Annotated in this window: 24 protein-coding genes; 5 read left to right on the forward strand and 19 right to left on the reverse strand. The window is 44.1% G+C overall.

Going from position 1 to position 17,152, the window contains the following annotated elements; all coding sequences use genetic code 11:
• Window positions 1-49 precede the first annotated feature (49 nt).
• On the forward strand, window positions 50-304 hold the full coding sequence (locus tag AVZ68_RS13085) for a hypothetical protein (protein ID WP_059105016.1): 255 nt from the start codon (window positions 50-52) through the stop codon (window positions 302-304).
• 141 nt (window positions 305-445) lie between these two features.
• Here the strand turns inward: AVZ68_RS13085 and AVZ68_RS13090 are convergent, their stop codons facing one another.
• From AVZ68_RS13090 to AVZ68_RS13110, 4 genes are all read right to left on the reverse strand, one after another.
• Window positions 446-703, reverse strand: coding sequence for a hypothetical protein (locus AVZ68_RS13090; protein WP_059105017.1), 258 nt, complete (start codon window positions 701-703; stop codon window positions 446-448).
• Window positions 704-1,302: 599 nt separating this feature from the next.
• Window positions 1,303-1,659, reverse strand: coding sequence for an MmcQ/YjbR family DNA-binding protein (locus AVZ68_RS13100; protein ID WP_059105019.1), 357 nt, complete (start codon window positions 1,657-1,659; stop codon window positions 1,303-1,305).
• Between the two features lie 350 nt (window positions 1,660-2,009).
• The gene (locus AVZ68_RS13105; protein ID WP_059105020.1) at window positions 2,010-2,852 is read right to left on the reverse strand and encodes an ABC transporter permease; all 843 of its coding nucleotides are present in this window, start codon (window positions 2,850-2,852) and stop codon (window positions 2,010-2,012) included.
• Window positions 2,849-3,847, reverse strand: a complete 999-nt coding sequence (locus AVZ68_RS13110) for an ATP-binding cassette domain-containing protein (RefSeq protein ID WP_437182695.1) — start codon at window positions 3,845-3,847, stop codon at window positions 2,849-2,851. Before AVZ68_RS13110 ends, AVZ68_RS13105 begins: the two co-directional genes overlap by 4 nt.
• Window positions 3,848-3,978: 131 nt before the next feature.
• Between AVZ68_RS13110 and AVZ68_RS13115 the strand changes: the two genes are divergently transcribed.
• Window positions 3,979-4,746 (forward strand): hypothetical protein, encoded by a 768-nt coding sequence (locus AVZ68_RS13115; RefSeq protein WP_059105022.1) that lies wholly within the window; start codon window positions 3,979-3,981, stop codon window positions 4,744-4,746.
• A gap of 187 nt (window positions 4,747-4,933) precedes the next feature.
• On the opposite strand, the gene AVZ68_RS20285 is transcribed toward AVZ68_RS13115, so the two are convergent.
• From AVZ68_RS20285 to AVZ68_RS13140, 6 genes are all read right to left on the reverse strand, one after another.
• Complete coding sequence (locus AVZ68_RS20285; RefSeq protein WP_157404657.1) at window positions 4,934-5,107, reverse strand: hypothetical protein; 174 nt, start codon at window positions 5,105-5,107, stop codon at window positions 4,934-4,936.
• Window positions 5,108-5,110: 3 nt separating this feature from the next.
• Window positions 5,111-5,719: a hypothetical protein gene (locus tag AVZ68_RS13120; RefSeq protein WP_059105023.1), complete on the reverse strand. Its 609-nt coding sequence runs from the start codon at window positions 5,717-5,719 to the stop codon at window positions 5,111-5,113.
• Complete coding sequence (locus tag AVZ68_RS13125) at window positions 5,716-6,492, reverse strand: ABC transporter ATP-binding protein (RefSeq protein ID WP_059105024.1); 777 nt, start codon at window positions 6,490-6,492, stop codon at window positions 5,716-5,718. The genes AVZ68_RS13120 and AVZ68_RS13125 overlap by 4 nt, the downstream gene beginning before the upstream one ends.
• Window positions 6,493-6,900: 408 nt before the next feature.
• Complete coding sequence (locus AVZ68_RS13130; RefSeq protein ID WP_245628140.1) at window positions 6,901-7,182, reverse strand: hypothetical protein; 282 nt, start codon at window positions 7,180-7,182, stop codon at window positions 6,901-6,903.
• A 277-nt stretch (window positions 7,183-7,459) separates the two neighbouring features.
• On the reverse strand, window positions 7,460-8,842 hold the full coding sequence (locus AVZ68_RS13135) for a HAMP domain-containing sensor histidine kinase (protein ID WP_059105026.1): 1,383 nt from the start codon (window positions 8,840-8,842) through the stop codon (window positions 7,460-7,462).
• Window positions 8,839-9,513, reverse strand: coding sequence for a response regulator transcription factor (locus AVZ68_RS13140; protein WP_059105027.1), 675 nt, complete (start codon window positions 9,511-9,513; stop codon window positions 8,839-8,841). The genes AVZ68_RS13135 and AVZ68_RS13140 overlap by 4 nt, the downstream gene beginning before the upstream one ends.
• Before the next feature lie 185 nt (window positions 9,514-9,698).
• On the opposite strand from AVZ68_RS13140, the gene AVZ68_RS13145 reads away from it, so the two are divergent.
• From AVZ68_RS13145 to AVZ68_RS13155, 3 genes are read left to right on the forward strand one after another with little or no spacing between them, the layout of a single operon-like run.
• A complete protein-coding gene (locus AVZ68_RS13145; RefSeq protein WP_059105028.1) occupies window positions 9,699-10,787 on the forward strand; it encodes an ABC transporter permease in 1,089 nt (362 codons plus the stop codon).
• The gene (locus tag AVZ68_RS13150) at window positions 10,784-11,473 is read left to right on the forward strand and encodes an ABC transporter ATP-binding protein (RefSeq protein WP_059105029.1); all 690 of its coding nucleotides are present in this window, start codon (window positions 10,784-10,786) and stop codon (window positions 11,471-11,473) included. Before AVZ68_RS13145 ends, AVZ68_RS13150 begins: the two co-directional genes overlap by 4 nt.
• A gap of 54 nt (window positions 11,474-11,527) precedes the next feature.
• Complete coding sequence (locus AVZ68_RS13155) at window positions 11,528-11,884, forward strand: DUF1516 family protein (protein ID WP_059105030.1); 357 nt, start codon at window positions 11,528-11,530, stop codon at window positions 11,882-11,884.
• A gap of 307 nt (window positions 11,885-12,191) precedes the next feature.
• Here AVZ68_RS13155 and AVZ68_RS13160 read toward each other — a convergent pair whose 3' ends face one another.
• The 9 genes from AVZ68_RS13160 to AVZ68_RS13205 all read right to left on the reverse strand — a co-directional run bounded on the left by AVZ68_RS13160 (window position 12,192) and on the right by AVZ68_RS13205 (window position 17,075).
• Window positions 12,192-12,506 (reverse strand): DMT family transporter, encoded by a 315-nt coding sequence (locus tag AVZ68_RS13160; protein ID WP_059105031.1) that lies wholly within the window; start codon window positions 12,504-12,506, stop codon window positions 12,192-12,194.
• Window position 12,507: 1 nt separating this feature from the next.
• Entirely contained in the window at window positions 12,508-12,855 is a 348-nt protein-coding gene (locus AVZ68_RS13165) for a DMT family transporter (protein WP_059105032.1), read from the reverse strand.
• Between the two features lie 70 nt (window positions 12,856-12,925).
• On the reverse strand, window positions 12,926-13,540 hold the full coding sequence (locus AVZ68_RS13170; RefSeq protein WP_245628141.1) for a TetR/AcrR family transcriptional regulator: 615 nt from the start codon (window positions 13,538-13,540) through the stop codon (window positions 12,926-12,928).
• A 63-nt stretch (window positions 13,541-13,603) separates the two neighbouring features.
• Entirely contained in the window at window positions 13,604-13,864 is a 261-nt protein-coding gene (locus AVZ68_RS20290; RefSeq protein WP_157404658.1) for a hypothetical protein, read from the reverse strand.
• Window positions 13,865-13,912: 48 nt separating this feature from the next.
• On the reverse strand, window positions 13,913-14,050 hold the full coding sequence (locus tag AVZ68_RS20295; protein ID WP_157404659.1) for a hypothetical protein: 138 nt from the start codon (window positions 14,048-14,050) through the stop codon (window positions 13,913-13,915).
• 447 nt (window positions 14,051-14,497) lie between these two features.
• Window positions 14,498-14,713 carry a hypothetical protein gene (locus AVZ68_RS13180; RefSeq protein ID WP_059105034.1) on the reverse strand — a complete coding sequence of 72 codons (216 nt, stop codon included), beginning with the start codon at window positions 14,711-14,713 and terminating at the stop codon, window positions 14,498-14,500.
• Between the two features lie 139 nt (window positions 14,714-14,852).
• Window positions 14,853-15,125: a YesK family protein gene (locus tag AVZ68_RS13185; RefSeq protein WP_059105035.1), complete on the reverse strand. Its 273-nt coding sequence runs from the start codon at window positions 15,123-15,125 to the stop codon at window positions 14,853-14,855.
• A gap of 217 nt (window positions 15,126-15,342) precedes the next feature.
• Complete coding sequence (locus AVZ68_RS13190; RefSeq protein WP_059105036.1) at window positions 15,343-15,717, reverse strand: DoxX family protein; 375 nt, start codon at window positions 15,715-15,717, stop codon at window positions 15,343-15,345.
• Window positions 15,718-16,610: 893 nt separating this feature from the next.
• Window positions 16,611-17,075 (reverse strand): DinB family protein, encoded by a 465-nt coding sequence (locus tag AVZ68_RS13205; RefSeq protein ID WP_059105039.1) that lies wholly within the window; start codon window positions 17,073-17,075, stop codon window positions 16,611-16,613.
• Window positions 17,076-17,152 lie beyond the last annotated feature (77 nt).

Here is a 17,152-nt window from a genome sequence, read left to right on the forward strand (position 1 = left end):
AGTCTTTTAATACTTTAGAACCCCACTCCTTTAGGTGTGGGAGGTTCAGGTGGGCATTGTTCAACGAAAAGAGGAACGTTGGGACGATGATGAAATCGATTTGGAGCACTTGCTCGAGTTCACTCATGTGTCAGGTTACGGCAATATCCCGCACCAGGATGGTGTGCCTGCTTATGACTATGTGGCGGCCTTCGATATTGAAGAGGATTTACCTGTTTTCTTCATTGTTAGTCAAAATGGTCTGGAGTACAAAACCGACGAATTAGGTGAAGTAGAGGACTATCTGAGAGATTCTGCATCTTAAAAACTCATAGTCAAATCATCTTTCGCTTGGTTAACAATAGCAGGTTAGGGTAGCTGGCAAGATTGTGCCGGACGCTGCTCAAATGACAGCTGTTTCAATGAAGGCGCCCGTTTGCTGTATTGCATTGAACAAAGTCAATCACTATCGCCTAACACCTACCCATCTTTTCTCTATGATGTTAGGCTTCTTACGACTAGTATGAAGAACATATAATTCCCGTCTAGGATCTTCTCGATGAACTTCTTGATATGCCTTCATAGCATCTGGAGAATTAGGAAACTTTTTCAAGGGAGCAACCTCATCTAAAATACGCTCACTTTTCTCATTTGTATGTGCCCGAACAGCTTCTATTAAAACCCATTGTTCTGGGAAAGCGTGGCACACATCTTCCCACTTCATCCCGAGTCACCTCCAGAAATTATTTACTTACATTGTATCATGATTAACTCAACTTTCGGAGTTGAAAATACAGTGGATTCCCTGTTGCTCGCTGGCTGGAGAGAACCCTGGAGATTGTTGCGTCTCCTGACGGGATGAGCGCTTCTCCTGTCGGATTGAGCGCTCCTCTTGTCCGATTGAAGCTCCCTCCTGTCCGATTGAGCGCTCCTCTTGTCCGATTGAGACTCCCTCCTGTCCGATTGAGCGCTCCTCTTGTCCGATTGAAGCTTCCTCCTGTCCGGTTGAGCGCTCCTCTTGTCCGATTGAAGCTCGATCCTGTCGAAATAGCTGCACCTAATTCCCTTATACCAGTGGGTGAGGTGGACTTTTCGTGTCCGAAAGTTGAGTGATTAAGTAAAGTGTAATAACACCGAATACAGCTAATGTTTATTAAAAATAAGATCGAAGTATTATTACTTATATCCTCCGAATAGCGCGTGACCAGCTTTTACCCACCATGCATCAACATCTGAAAATCCCGATTTCCGAAAGTGCAAGTGTACAATTCGTCTTTTTTTCACCAATTATTTAGGTCCGATGAGCAAGAACACTCTTTACTTTTACTTGGTTAAATTAAAGCTTTGCTCAATTAAGTTATAAATATCTCCTTCTGGATCGGTACGTTTTAAAACAAGTGAAATCCAATTTTCTTTATCCATATGATATCCAGGTAAAATATTTTCCCCATTTCTTAAACTATCACTTATTTCGGGAGGACATTTTAAATTCAGAACATCCATTTCCTCATTTCCATCTATTCCTACTTTTTCTGGCAGAACATTCATTATTAGACCATACCATTTTTCGTTAGGTTCATGTCTCAAGGCGGCATAGTTTGGAAACTTTTGAAATGGATAATCTGGCGATGTACCATAGTTTTCTTTGACGTACTTAAAGATATCTTCTCTTGTTAACATACTTAATAATTCCTCCAATTACTTAAATAGACTCTCTGCATTCGCCAAGCCGGATAGAACAATGGTGACTTTTTTATAGTCATCCCCCTAATCGACGAGAAGGGACACCTTTCCATTAAACATCAAGATTAAGAAAAATCTGTTGTTATTTCCATTAGGTTATTTTACTTCATTTATCTATACCACAATTTCTTTTATACTAAACAATCTGGCGCTTATGTTCAATACGGACGCTGATCCTTTATTCATTACTTGGTATAACAGCTTCCATAAAGAGCGTCAGATGTCACCAATCCAAAAAATGAAAACTAAGCGCTTCTCCTATTATAGAAAAGCGCTCGTTTTCACCTCTACTTCTTATTCCGATACAAATACATCGTCAGTGGTGCGAATAGGACCATGATGATGAAAGAGGCCAAAAGAACCCAGCCAATCTGTTCAAAGGTTCCTGTCCCATGCATCAACCCACGTACAGCTGTGACTAGAAGGGAGATTGGGTTGATCTCAACGAATCCTTGAAGCCACGCTGGCAGCGTTTCTGGGTCTACAAAAACATTGCTCACGAACGTGATCGGAAACAGAACCATCATGCTTGCCATCATCAGCGATTTCTCGGAGCGCATAATCAACCCAAGCGTCGTCCATATCCACGACAAACTAAAGGAGAAAAAGACGAGTAAGGCCACTCCCCCCAGAACACCAATGAACCCACCATCCGGTCGAAATCCAAGCAAAAGGCCGAGCGCGATCATAATGGCCGATGCCATCGTGTAGCGAACCGCATCCACGAGCAACGCACCGACCAGTGCAGACGGCAGCCAAATCGGTAACGTGCGAAAGCGATCAAAAATGCCTTTTCTGATATCGTTATTTAAGTCTACCCCCGTGTACATCGTGATTTGCGCGACCGTCATCACGAGGATTCCAGGAAGGAGGAACTGCAAATACGCACTCGTGGACCCAGCAATCGCTCCGCCAAATAAGTAGGTAAACATAAGCAAGAAAATAATTGGAAAAACGGTCACGTCGAACAGTTGCTCAGGAATGTGCTTAATTCGAAGCAAGGCTCGCGAGGCGAAAGTGAACGATGAAGAGAACGCACTTGGTCGTTGGGGGCGCTTGCCTGAAGCAATCGCCTCGCGCAGCTGTTCATCGACGCCGCTCTGTTTTTCCGTTTCTATTGTGGTTGTCATCGGCTAGCCTCCTCGCTTGCTTGCTGCTCTTCCACCGGTTGACCCGTCAACGTCAGGAAGACCTCATCCAGACTGGGCTGGCCAAGCGAAAAGGTGCTTACGCCAATCTGTTCTTTGCCTAATTCTCCGAGCGCTTCAGCGACACGAGACGGGTCCGCCACTTGCGCTGTCAGAGAAGCTGGATCGGATGAAGGGTAAATGGGGACCTCCAGCTTGTTCCCGAGAACGTCCATCGCCCGTGCACGATCTTCAGAATCAAGCAAGGAAACGTTCAACGTCCCCGTACCGACGGACGCCTTTAACTCACTGCTCGTTCCTTCTGCGATCATTTTTCCTTGATGGATCACGGCAATGCGGTCGGCCAATTGATCGGCTTCATCCAAATACTGTGTGGTCAGTAAAACGGTCGTTCCTGCGCTGACCAAGGCACGCACAATGTCCCACACTTGATTGCGACTGCGCGGGTCCAATCCGGTCGTCGGCTCATCGAGAAAAAGAAGATCCGGCGTCACCACGATACTGGCGGCGATATCAATACGACGGCGCATGCCGCCTGAATAGTTTTTCACTTGCCGTTTGGCTGCTTCTTGGAGGCTGAAGGCGCTCAGCAGTTCATTCGCGCGTGCTTGTGCCTGCTTTCGAGGGTAGCCCAATAACCTGGCAATCATGACGAGGTTTTCAACGCCGGTTAAATCTTCATCAATCGAAGCATATTGTCCGGTCAAGCTAATGCGGCTTCTTACGGCATCCGTTTCCGAGGCAAGATCATGACCAAAAATACGGGCGCTCCCCTCGTCGGGCCGGAGTAATGTGGCGAGCATCCGAATGGTCGTCGTCTTCCCCGCCCCGTTCGGTCCTAAGAAGCCATACACCGTTCCTTTTTGAATTGATAAATCGACACCATCGACGGCTCGATGCTTCCCAAATACTTTCACAAGCCCTTTGGCCTCCACCGCCAGTTCTGTTGATGGCTGTCCCTGTTTGTGTTCCTCCAAGACTCTCACCCTTTGCTAATACCGAATTAAGAATCATCATATCATTATATGGGCTGAGACCTTTCATGATGCGAATCATTCCGTTAGAATGGATAGAGAAAAAGCAGAAAATAAAAAGGGGAATCTTTACAATGAAGAAATGGGTAATCCTGTTCGTCGCGGGAATGGCTGCAGGTGCAGGAACGTACTTTTGGTTGAACCCTGAAACAGAAGAGAGCGAGGACCACCTTAAAGAGACAGAGAATTTAGAGGAACATGCGAATGAGACTGAAAGCGGTGAAGGGGCAGGCATTCGAAGCTCTGAAGAAATTGCGGAGGAGATCGTATCTAGACGAGAAGAGCAGAACAACAGGCACCAGGTGGACCGCGATTTTCAATACTATGATGCTGATTTAACGGAGGCGGAAAAACGAAAGTTAGAAAGAGAATTAAGAGAGCCAATTTCTAGTGAAAGCGACTTATTGCGCGTCATCACAGACACCGCGTTTCAGAAAATCGAATCGGAGAAGCTACGAGCATTGACCTATAATGAGGTTACCGGAACGACATCTAGTTATACTCCTTATTTTAATGTGGCTGGGTGGGGGGATAGTGCCATGCGCCCAGAATTCACAACGGGCAGTCTGGAATATTTTAAAACGATGGCGCAAAACGTAGATTTAGACCAAGAACAAGAGGAAGCATATATTGATATTCTTGATCGGTGGTCTAACGGAAACGTTGATACATTCATTCAAGATTATCAGGTGTTTTTGTCTGATTACACGGACTTGGACAATGTGAGACTGAATTATGACATTGATGATTTCCGTCTAGCGACCAAAGAAGAAGAGCTTAACTATTTGGGTTTGTCTAATGACCCTGAAGCCGCGGAGAAATCACGGATTAAGCATCAGTAGGGCTGAATATGTCTGAATAAGCTCCTAATTTCTAGGAGCTTTTTTATGGAATTTATTGTGAAAATGAAGGCGGGAATTTGTATCGGCGTTGATGCAAGTACCCAAAACCCTAACTTTCTATTTTTTACCAATCCCATCACTATCTCATGGAATCCACAATCTTTTTCGCATCGACCAAGGACAACCCTTACTTCTCTCTTAGTGATTTAACGGTTTTTACTTCCGTGGAAGCCTTTAATCGTTCCTTTGCTTCCTTTTTCATATCTTCATAGGCATCTGTCTTCTCTAAGAGCCTGGCAGGACTGCTATAGCGATCCCATAAATGTTTTCCAATAAAGCAACCAAACCAACCGCCTCCCATTCCTTAAACCACATCCACTCGTGCCCGGATCCTGTTCGCGATCCATAAGATGAGCCAGCAGACGCCCACGGCGAGAAGGAGGAAGACAATGCTGAGAATATAGCCTACGCCCCCTTGGTAAGTGAAGGACTCTGCAATAGCCCCGAACACTGTCCCGATCATAATAATCACCATATAAACAAAAAAGGTGAGCCCCCACTTTATAACCGGGTGCTGAAGCAACGTAATCATGGCAATAACAGTAGGGGCAAGAACAACCATGGTTGCAAGGGTGGTGGTAGCTTGCGTGAAGAGCTCCCCAAAGGTTCCATCGCCAAACCTGAGCATTCGTCCGAAAGACTCAAGAATGACCCAGGCTGCACCAATAGAAATCACTGCCAACGTCCTCGCCTGGAAAAAGGTCTTTAGGGGAAGGGGCAATGCCAGCATAAACCTTCTCGTTTTTTGTTTTTCATCCATTTGCGTCAACGTCAAGCCCATGACAAACACCAACACAAGCCCTGTCATTGAAAAATTTCTATAGAAGAAGGCCCCTGCGATCGGCGCAAAAAGCACCATAATAAGCAACCCCCACCGCAGCAACCAAAAATCCAGCTTCATCAGTGAAATCATTCAACGTCACCGCCCAAGTAATAATCATGCAACTCCTCCAACGTGGCACGTCTCCTTCCTTCTTTGGACGCCGCTTCTTTATGTATCGTGCCACCCTCAGCCACCGCATGGTTTGCCTGCAATTCCTCCACATCCCCATGCAGGAGAATTTCTCCTTTATCCATCAGCCAGACGGATGTGGCGAGCTTCTCCATATCCGATAGAATATGAGACGAAAAAATGATTGTTGTCCCGTTCTGTTCATTTTCCCTTTGCAGCAACGCAATCATTTGTTTTCTCGACTTCGTGTCCAGGCCGGATGTCGGTTCATCAAGCAACAGGAGCTTCGGATGGTGGGCGAGGGCCGCCGCTATCCCCGCTTTCATACGCATCCCCCTGGAAAATTTCTTCACTTTTTTCTTTACATCCACGTCAAATTGCTTCAACAAAGAAAAGTAATAAGATTCGTCCCAACCCGGATAGACCTCTTTCAAAAACGAAGAGAGTTTCGTTAAATGCAGGTCCTCATACACCGATAAATCATCAAACACAAACCCTACCTCACGCTTCCACTCCTCTAGCGAAGGAGCGACCTCTCCTTCGCTATAACGATGAATCGCGCCGCTCGTCGGTTGGACCAAGCCGAGCACAAGTTGAATCATCGTCGACTTGCCTGCGCCGTTGTTCCCGATGACACCGAGAACCTCGCCCTTTTCAACCGTTATTCCGGGAACCTTCAACATAAATTCGTCTCTCTGCTTGGTCAATTCTTCAAATTGTAAACTTGCGACCATACGCTCACCTCTTGTTCGCTTGAGCTCTGAACCCTTTCACCTACTAGCGATTATTTCAAACATCTATTGTTTTCACAAGGCACTACAAACCCTTTTACTTCGTATAGTCGTGCTAACACCACGCAAGAAATAAAGAATGTACCAATCAGTAGAGCACTCAGTATTAATCGCCACTTGTGCAGGAAAATAGACAACCTCAAATTGTATAAGTGTCGACAAAACGCAATAAATCAGAGGCCCCTCTCCCAGAAAGGATGAACCGTTGTTTTTGTTTTACGTCCATCATACATCCTTTAATAAGAAAGTGATGCTGCTTTTGGCCAAGACTTCATCTGTTATTCCGGTTTGCGCCTTTTCGATCATTTTTGTTGCCAAGCTAATTGAGCTCTTGCACCATAACTGAATTTTTTATGGTTCACCAATTCCCATTGCAAGTAATAAGAAATAGGCATAAGCCAAAACAAAGCCGTTCCCTAATAAGCCGATAATCAAAAGAATAAGGCGTTTAGACATCAGCCAAGAGATTATAGCGAACAAGATGCCAAGAATGGATAAAATGCTGAAAATAGTAATGCCAACATAAATATCAGCATTTGGGCCTCTTAGGGTATAGAAAACAAGGATACTTATTAACACTGTTGTTATAGAAGCAGCATCTAAAACCCTTCCTACAATTTTTCTCTTATCCAAAACAATGTGCTCCCCTCGTTTATTTACTCACTTACCTGGTTTAACAACCCTGCTCCATTATCTGAATAAAATGATTATCGACAGATTCATCGATCATCACTGGAAATCAACCTAACTTCACTAACTCTTATTAGGGGATTTTTGTTTTCAGTGATTAGTTTTTAACGTTCGTTATAGATTTGTGTGTCGTATTCAATCGCCCCCCTATATGAACCATTTATTCGAACCTCCCCCCCTGAACAATGAGTCCAGCAGAACAGGAAGAAAACACAATGGGCTACGTCACGCCTTTCAACCGTATGACCACTTTGGTGCCGACCCCCACAGTGCTTTTAACATCGATCTTTCCGTCGTGGAGATCGATAATCTTTTTCACGATTGCGAGCCCAAGTCCTGTGCTCCCTTTTCCAGGGGTGCGTGCTTGATCCCCCTTATAGAAACGGTCAAATATTTTCTCAACCTCCGAGGATGTCATGCCGACGCCACTATCTTCAACTTCAACGTTGACAAAATGGCCTCCTCTTTGGACATGGATCCGGATGTCACTCCCGCGATCACTGAATTTGATGGCATTCGTCAACAGATTCGTCCATACTTGATAAAGGAGATTCGCATCTCCAAGGACGTGCTCTGCTTTGCCTTCGATCTCAATATACAGCTCTTTTTCCTGCCATTGAAAACGGTGGGTTTGGATGATTTCTTTGACCTGTTGCTGAACATCCACGGGCTGCTCTTTTACAATTTTTTCTTCATTATCCAAAGAGGCAAGGGTGAGTAATTGTCTGCTCAACGAGGATAGCCGGCCGCTCTCTTTTTCGATCATTTGAATATACTTTTCCTTTTGATCCTCGTCCAATTCGGATTGCTGTAACGTCTGGGTGATGCCTCGAATCGTGGATAGTGGTGATTGGATTTCGTGAGACACATTAGATACGAATTCTTGGCGCATCGCTTCAAGTTGGCGTAGATCCTTGCTCATGGATGTAAAATGTTTCGCCAATTGTCCGATTTCATCTTTGCGCCTTACGTTGAGGTCAATATCAAAAGACCCATCAGAAATTTTTTTCGTCGCTTCCGTTAAGGAAGTCACCGGTTTGACGATTCGCCTAGCCGTCAGGGCGACGAAAAGAAAGCTGAAAACCACCGTAAGTACGAGCAAAAGGGCGAGAAAAAAACGAAACTCTCCAAGTTGATGTTCATGATCGGGCCGGATAAACATCGCCGCCGTCCCTTCGGTGGTCTCAACCGGGACTCCTATGGTATTTTCCAATACATTATTAAAAAACCCGGTGACAAACAAACCGGCGGGTTGCTCTGACACCCCGTGATAGTGTCCGCCAGCCAGTACATGTTCGATCTCTTCTTCGGGTAGATCGTCATCGCGAAAACGACTGCCATACTGGCTTGTATTCCCGCCTTCATGATACAAGACCAGTTGATAGCCTAAGTGACCCACGTGTGAAAAGTAGGCTCCGTCCGCACCTCCCTCTTCATTTTGCGCGTATTGCTTAACCTCTTCTGCCACTTCCATAATCTCGGCATCATTAGCGGGCTTTAAGTACAACTGGTAGTAACCATTGCTAATAAAGAAAGCGAGCAAACTGCTTACAACCATGACCGTGAACGTCGTTAGAACAATGCGGACATAAAAACTTTTCACTCGTGAACCTCCATTTTATACCCAACGCCGCGTATAGTTCTGATTGAAAAAGATCCCGTTTCCTTAGAGAACCGTTCCCTTAACCGTTTCACATGAACATCGACGGTGCGATCACCCCCGGTAAAATCGTTTCCCCAGATGGTTTCAATTAGCACTTCGCGCGTAAACGTCTGATTCGGAAAACTGGCCAGTTGGGTCAACAAATCAAACTCTTTCATGGGCAGCATCATTGTTTTCCCGTTACATTCGACCTCGTAACTTCTACGGTTAATGGTCACTTCACCGACCGCGATGGTTTCTTCGTGAACATACTGAAACCGCCGCAACAGTGCCTTGATTCGAAAAATCAACTCTTTCCGCTCGAACGGTTTGGTCACATAATCATCCGTCCCCGCCGCAAATCCTTTCGCTTTATCTTCAAGCTCGCCTTTCGCTGTCACCATTAAAACCGGAATATCATAATCCTCACGAATGTTTTTACATAACTGAAAACCATCCACATTCGGCATCATAATATCGACAATGGCCAAATGAATTCTTTTTTTCTCCAAAATCTTCAAGGCAACCTCACCGTCTTCCGCTTGATAAACACGATACCCTTCGTTTTGGAGATCATCGCTAACAAACTCACGAAGGTGTGCGTCATCATCCGCGAGCAATAGGGAAATCATAGGAACCGCCTCCTCATTATTCATTATCTCTGAAAAAGCAAGCTTTAACAAAACTAAATGCTATAGCGATTTATTGGTTCTCTTTTCTTTTCATCAACAACCTTCAAATTTCCGTTTCTTTTTGTTCATATTGCGTTCATGAGGCTCCGTTATAGTGGTGATAACAAAGGAAGGAGGTTACTCAGATGTTTTTAGCAATGAGAGAATTACTCTACTCCAAACTACGGTATATAATGGTCGCGCTCATCATTTTCCTGCTTTCGTTCTTAGTGCTCTTTGTGTCAGGACTTGCACAAGGCCTAGCTTATGACAATGCTTCAGCTATTCTCAACATGGACGATAACGCTGAGTATTTTGTCATGGACGAGGAAGCAGAGATGCAACTCACGCGTTCTTTGGTCGACGCTGAGGATCAACAAGTGATTCACAACCATGTCGATCAAGCGGAACGACTAGGGATTCATCAAGGAACGATTCAAGACGCTGAAGAAGCGCAAACCGATGTTGCTAAGTTTTATCTTGATCGTGAGTCAGCGTTGTTTCCGGACGTAACGGAAGGCGAAAACCCGTCTCAACAAAGAGAAGTTCTCGCCGATGAGTCCCTCAAAGAAGAAGGATTTCGGGTAGGCGATGAATTTTTGGAAGATACGACGGAAGAGATCTTTACCATCACAGGTTTTACAAGCAACCAGAAATATAGCCACACCCCCGTTATCTATGTGACTGAGGAAGATTGGCTGGAAATGAGCGGTGGGGATGAATGGCTCGCCAGTGCTCTTGTTCTTCCGGACATCGGGGAAGAGACGGCAAGCGCATTAAACAGCCAATTGACAGACGCGGAAGTTGTTACCATTCAGGACTCCCTTTCCGGTATCCCCGGTTATAGTGAGGAACAGGGGTCATTATGGATGATGATTGTCTTTCTATTCATTATTTCAGCGTTCGTGCTTGCTGCTTTCTTTTATGTTATCACGATTCAGAAGCTGACCCAGTTTGGTATTTTGAAGGCCATTGGCTCGAACGTAAGTGAATTGGCGACTACGATTCTTGTTCAGGTCGGTATGATCTCCGTCGTCAGTGTCACCATGGGGATAGGCGCCACTTTTCTTGTCGCAGCCCTACTGCCAGCGGACATGCCTTTTATGCTACCGTTTCATTTAGTGGCTTCTTTGGCAGCTATGTTTATCGTCGTCGCCATTCTCGGCTCACTGCTATCTCTGTATAAAGTGAAAAAAGTAGATGCCCTTGAAGCGATTGGAGGAATGGAAACATGACAACGAAACTCTTAATGGAGAATATAGGTGTGGAATTCGGAAAAGGCGATGGAAAAACCACTGTCCTTGATGACGTCAATGTATCTGTAGATGCAGGTGAATTCGTGGCAATCACCGGTCCGTCCGGTTCGGGAAAAAGCACGCTCCTGTCGGTGGCAGGTGCATTGCTGACACCGTCCAGAGGGAGATTGCTACTCGACGGTCAAGTCCTTTCACAATTAAACCCGAAAGAAAGCACGACTATGCGGTTGCATCAAATTGGGTTCATTTTTCAATCCGCCCATTTGATTCCTTATTTGCGCGTTAAGGACCAATTGCTTTATATCGGCAAGATCGCAAAAATCCCGAAACAAAAAGCGAAAAAACGTACCGATGACCTGTTAAATATGCTTGGACTCAACCATCGTAAACATCATTACCCTGTTCACTTATCAGGCGGAGAACGACAGCGTGTTGCCATCGCGCGGGCTTGGATGAATGATCCAGAATTGTTGCTGGCTGATGAACCAACGGCTAGCTTGGACGCTGCCAGAGGCCGGGAAGTGGTTGAAACATTGGCGTTTCAAGTGAGACAACAGCAAAAAGCAGCGATCATGATCACACATGATACGCGCTTATTCGATCTATGTGACCGCGTGATCACCCTCTCAGATGGCAAAGTCACTGATATGGAGCAAACCAGCTGAAGTATCTGGTACACGGAGGGACATTATTTTACGATGGAAAAGGAGGTGAACACAATGTCTGAGGGCTTATATAATATCTTTCTCGCCTCGCATCAAGGCGCTTGGGCTTTTCTTCTTATCTTTTTTCTTATCGCATTCTCCCTTTACAAAGCGCATAAGATGACAAGCGGGAAAGTCATATCCATGATCCTGCGATTGTTCTATCTCATTATGATCGTATCAGGATCAGGACTGCTATACACGTATGGATTTCCCCCTCACTACGTTGTTAAGGGCATTATTGCTTTCGTCATGATTGGATTCATGGAAATGACGTTAAGAAAAGTGAAAAGGGACCAAGGTGGCATGGTCGGTTTTATTCTTGCATCCATCTCAGCGTTACTTGTTGTCATTATGGGGTTTGCAGGGTAAAGGGGATGGGTAAGCTTTTGTTGCTATTGTTCGTATGTCATTGCTACCCTTCTTCAGTCCGGTCCGAATTGCACCCATGCAAATCAACGTAATCGCTGTATCAGCTGATGTGTTTAGAGGATAACTACTTCAAAAAAGCACGTATGTATTGAAACGCTGAAATAAGCAACTGGATCGTTGCTTATTTCAGTGTGTTTCTACTGCTTTTTAGCCGAAAATAAGAATGTCCATTTTACTTTATCCACCAAAAAGCCCGTTACCAACCATGACAACAGGCATTATAGCTAACGTTCAACAACGCATTAGCTCAAGTGACGGCTTTTAACCCCGTCACACCAATCACAATCACGACCAAGCTTATGATACGCCCCATGCTCTTCGACTCATTGAAGAAGAGCATATTTACAACGACAGCAGCGGCTGTTCCTGCGCCAATCCAAACCGCATACGCAACACTTACTTGAAGATAGTTAAAAGATGCGTAAAGAAAAACAAATGCACCGCCAAATCCCCCGAAGAACGTGAGCATATTGATCCCTGATTTCCTTTGGCTAAATTTTTTCAAGCCGATGACCCCAATAAGCTCTAGTACCGCAGCAATTCCTACAAATAGCCAACCCATATTAAGCCACTCCTTTTTCTGATTCAACATCAGGCTTATTATCCGCAAGTTTCAGCGCAATCACGCCAATAACGAGAAGCCCCATAAACAGTCCTTTTGCCACACTGAAGGCGCCACCGAAAATAAAGATGTCCATGAGCGCCGTCCCCACTGTACCAGCGGCTGCGAAAATCGCATAAACCGTCCCCGTTGGCAGTGACTCACATGCCTTTGATAGAAAAATAAAATCTACAATAATGATGGGAACAATAATGGCCCAGTGCCACCATGTGCTGGCTACGTTGAACCCAAACACCCAAAACAACTCGAACAAGCACGTCAAAAAGACATACATCCACGCTTTACTCATGAAAAAACACTCCTTCTTTACTCGTTATAATGAATGAACATCAGTCATTTTTTGTTGTAAAAGAGAGCGCTTATCGGGAGGCCCCTAAAGCGCGAAGTATAAAGTGATGCAGTTCATTTCTGTGTTCAGCAATGACACTCGCCTCTTGGTGATCGTAAAGATACACCTGTTCTGCCGCTGATTCAATGGATCCTATGATGATTTTTGCCGTATACCTCGCGTTCACATCCGAATGAATGACTTGGGCGTTCTTTCCTCGAAGCAATACGTCCTCCATCCACTGATACAGGGGGGCGTAGATGTCTTCCCAATTGCCTACATACTGCGATTGCGTTAAGCCAGTGTAGATTAACTTTGTGAGCTCTTTATACTGCTGTGTGATATCAAACACAACCCCAATGATCTCTTCGATTTGTTGGTGAATCGGACCATCCCCCACGTCACTCTTTAAGCCATCCAAGATTTTGCTGACCATCACCTCCGCAATGGCTGGCATCACCGCTAATTTGGAAGAAAAGTATAAATAAAACGTCCCCTGCGCAATGCCTGCTTTGTTGACAATTTCAGAGATTGTCGCTTTTTCAATCCCTTTCTCCGCGTATACCTCAATCGCTGCCTGAATAATTCTTTCTCTTTTATCTATCGTAATCACGTCCTCTAAACAATGTGACTGACTGTCATTCATTTTTATTGTAGCTTCGTTTTCTATGGTTGTCAAGGGGAGGTTTTTAAGATGTCTGCACGTTGGTTAGTTTGTCATGTTTCTTGATCTCGAACGTTCTTTTGCTGCATCGATAAAAATAAGACAAATGGAGGCAACAAACATACCCATACAAATAACGCCTACTCCCATACCGATCCAACTTCCGACTATTAAGCTGATTACGAAGGCAATCACAGGCGCTATCAATGTGAACAACCCTGGATTAGGGACTTTAAAAACTCTAAGTAGGAAATAAAGCAACAAACTGCCTAAAGCCCCGATCCCAATTGGAATTAAAATGTCCATAAACTAAAACCTCGCATTTTTCTATTTTCAGGGTACCCTTAAACCTTTCTAATTGTTGAAATATGCTTTAACCACCTTTGCAATAAGTCGAGGGATAGACAAAACAGCATATAGGGAAAGTTCGCCTATCGTAAATACCCAGTCCACAGGGTCATGTTTTGTCTTGCCATTGGTTTGTTCAGACATCGGCTCCTCCTTCATTTGCTTAAATGTTATTGTTTAGCATTATTATGAAATTTTCATCATATTCATTGCAACAAGCACATCAGTGGAAGAAACTATCCACCATAACATAGAGTAAAACGCCAAATGATGAAATGATCAATACTGTATAGATAACCATCCATCGTTTTCTAAGTCCCCCATACTTTTTCTCTGCGACTAGTTCAAAAACATTTGACAAAATCAAAAGAACTAAAAATATTGTCCACATTAGCCAAAGAGGCATTGAATAAGGAGACAGTAACACAATGGCGAGAAAACCTGCGTATGTCAGCAATGCGCGTCTTATCCATTTTAAAGGTGTTGCGTTGTGTCTGCGGCGATTAAAAACCCCTTTTTTTTCTTCCTGATTTTCGATAATACCACCACCCTAATCACTTGAACTTATTCCCCTTATCCGTGTTGAAGCCGTTAATTGCGGCTATTTTTCCATTTTTGTACATATATTGTTAAAAAGAAAACCACTAAACCAGAAGCTAAAATTATGCTATACGTATTACCTATAACATTCTCTACCCACGTATGATACAGAGACAACAAAAACAATGCTGAGCCCCAAAAAGCAAACACTACAAAATAGGCGTTATTTGTTACTTCTTTCGGTGTATCATCCTTTTCAAAAAACATGCTTTCACTCCCAACATTATGTATTCACGCTTCTTCATCTTTTTTTTGAACAACAAGGTGCCGAGCTCGCCCCATTATCCGGATAAAACAAGACCATGGAAAGCTTCATCGACCTTCGTTGGGAATCAACCTAACTTCACTAGCTCTCATCATGATTTTTCTTATTTGCTATAACAAAAGACAATACTGCAAAGCCAATTAAAAAGAAAGCTAGAAGTGCATATGCTCCCCCTTCAAATCCTCTGATTTCTACATAACCAATATAAAACAAGATCACGGCAGCAACTACGGTTAGAATACCAGGTAGCAACCTTAGAGATAATGGAAAATTTAGTTTCCTAAACGACCAGGTAAGCACTAATACGAATGCTCCCGGGACGATAGCCACGAGAAACGGCCCACCTATTAACATTGTACTCCCCCTTAATATGAGAACTTTAATGCCGCTACGTGCCTTCAGTATTAGATCAGAGTAAGAGTTCCCCAACCAACAAAATATTGGCCTTTCACGCTATCCCCCTTACTAGCTCACTTTTAACGATTCCCTCAAATCAACGTCGCACATTACTCCTGGTTATCAATGATCTATAAGGACGCACTCATTCACTTAGCACGCCCAACTGAATAATCTACCCATTATCCTTTCTTCCCAGCGTTAACGCTCCAATGATCAATGGCAGTTGCAAGGGCAAGCGTAACCATAGAAGCCAAGGATTCGCTTGTTCTCCCGGGCGAATCGAGATTCTTTTTACGGCCATGTATACATTTGCAGGGAAAATAGCAATCATGAAAAATGCTAGGAGTTTCCCTGTGACCTGTTGTCCTTTTTTCACCCAGAGCAAGAGGGAAAAGATTATCTCAAAAACTCCTGAGACGAGCACAATGGCCCGCCGCAAGGGAAGCGCTCTCGGGACAATCCTGCGGAAGCCTCGTTCATGGGTAAAATGCAAGACACCAGCTCCAAATAAGACGATCGAATACAGTGTTCGAAAAACCAATTTCATATGTAGACCACCTTCCCCATTTACCCTTATATCCCCCTTCCTGCTAGTGATCAAACAAGATGTTCTCATTGTATTAAGCAAAAAGCACCTTGAAGAGGGTTCTCGCAGAGTAAAGCATCAGAAGATTGTGCCCAGTGGTTCAAGGATGACATCTCAAACTCAAATTTTCGCCGATGTTGACGGCCCCACCTTTTTTTGATAGAAAAGACTGGCATACCGGGTTTCATAAAGGGGTTCGAATCTATTTTTCAACTCCGAAAGTTGAGTTCTGTTATACTTATTACATAATATAGTGTCGGAGGTGCCTACTAGTATGGATATGACTGCAAAAGATAATTGGGATGCTACCCTTTACGATGGAAAGCATTCATTCGTTTCAAAATATGGGAATGATCTAGTCGACTTATTGAATCCAAAAAAGGGAGAACGCATACTCGATCTTGGGAGCGATTCCCCTGGTTCTTTCCAAGTGTCGGCGAATATACAACCCTTATGGAGGAAGTAGGGTTTAGAGTAACTTTTGCAAATCACTTTAACAGACCGACACCATTGGACGGCGTTAACGGATTGCGCCATTGGATTGAGATGTTCGGAAAAACCATGTTCGAGGGATTCGATAATGAAGCGATACATAAAGTAATCGAAAATGTTGAAAGTAATTTAAAAGAAACCATGTTTCAAGAAAATAAGTGGATCGCGGATTATAAAAGGCTTAGAGTGATCGGAATAAAAGAGTAAAACAAGGAGAGCTGTGCAGATCCTTGTTTTACTCTAGCATCCGGTCGGTAATTTTGTTTTAGGAGATAGTTCCCGAGCTTCTTTCCATTTCGTTTTGCACCCCTCCTCGCCGTCATCATTATAAATCAGAACACCGTATTATCGTACATAAATGACTAACCGTCCGGATTCTCATAATCAGGCGGAACAAGAGCGTTTACCCTGTAGCCACTCACAAGCTGCCCCCGGTGATGCGACTCATGATCCAACAAATCCAGGAGCACCTCATAAAAAGGGGTCGAAGTATCGTCTATTAAAATCGATCTAGAAAAGATATCCGTCCCTAGCAGTCGCAAGTTCTTTTGCGTTACTTCCTTTACCTGATGCAGTACCTCAAGCAACTCCTCTTTCGTTTCTAAGCTTTCTTCTGATAAAACAAGACAATTCAATCTTGGATCGTTCAGCCTCTGATACATCTCTAATTCCCACTGTACGATATGAATGAGCTGTTCACGAAAAGAAAAACTGCGATTACTGATTTTGTACTCGTACAGTTCCTCAGGTGCTTTCTCGGCATAACGGATCGTTCTTAAGCGCGTCCTTTCCCATTGGTTGACGTACATACTGTATATGCTATTCATCACTCATCACTCCTTCACATATGACCCACTTGCATCGTTGATTTCCCCTAGCTCGATTCGATTGCCGTCAGGATCCG

This window comes from Shouchella shacheensis (assembly GCF_001484965.1).
In the GTDB taxonomy this organism is placed as follows: domain Bacteria; phylum Bacillota; class Bacilli; order Bacillales; family Bacillaceae_D; genus Shouchella; species Shouchella shacheensis.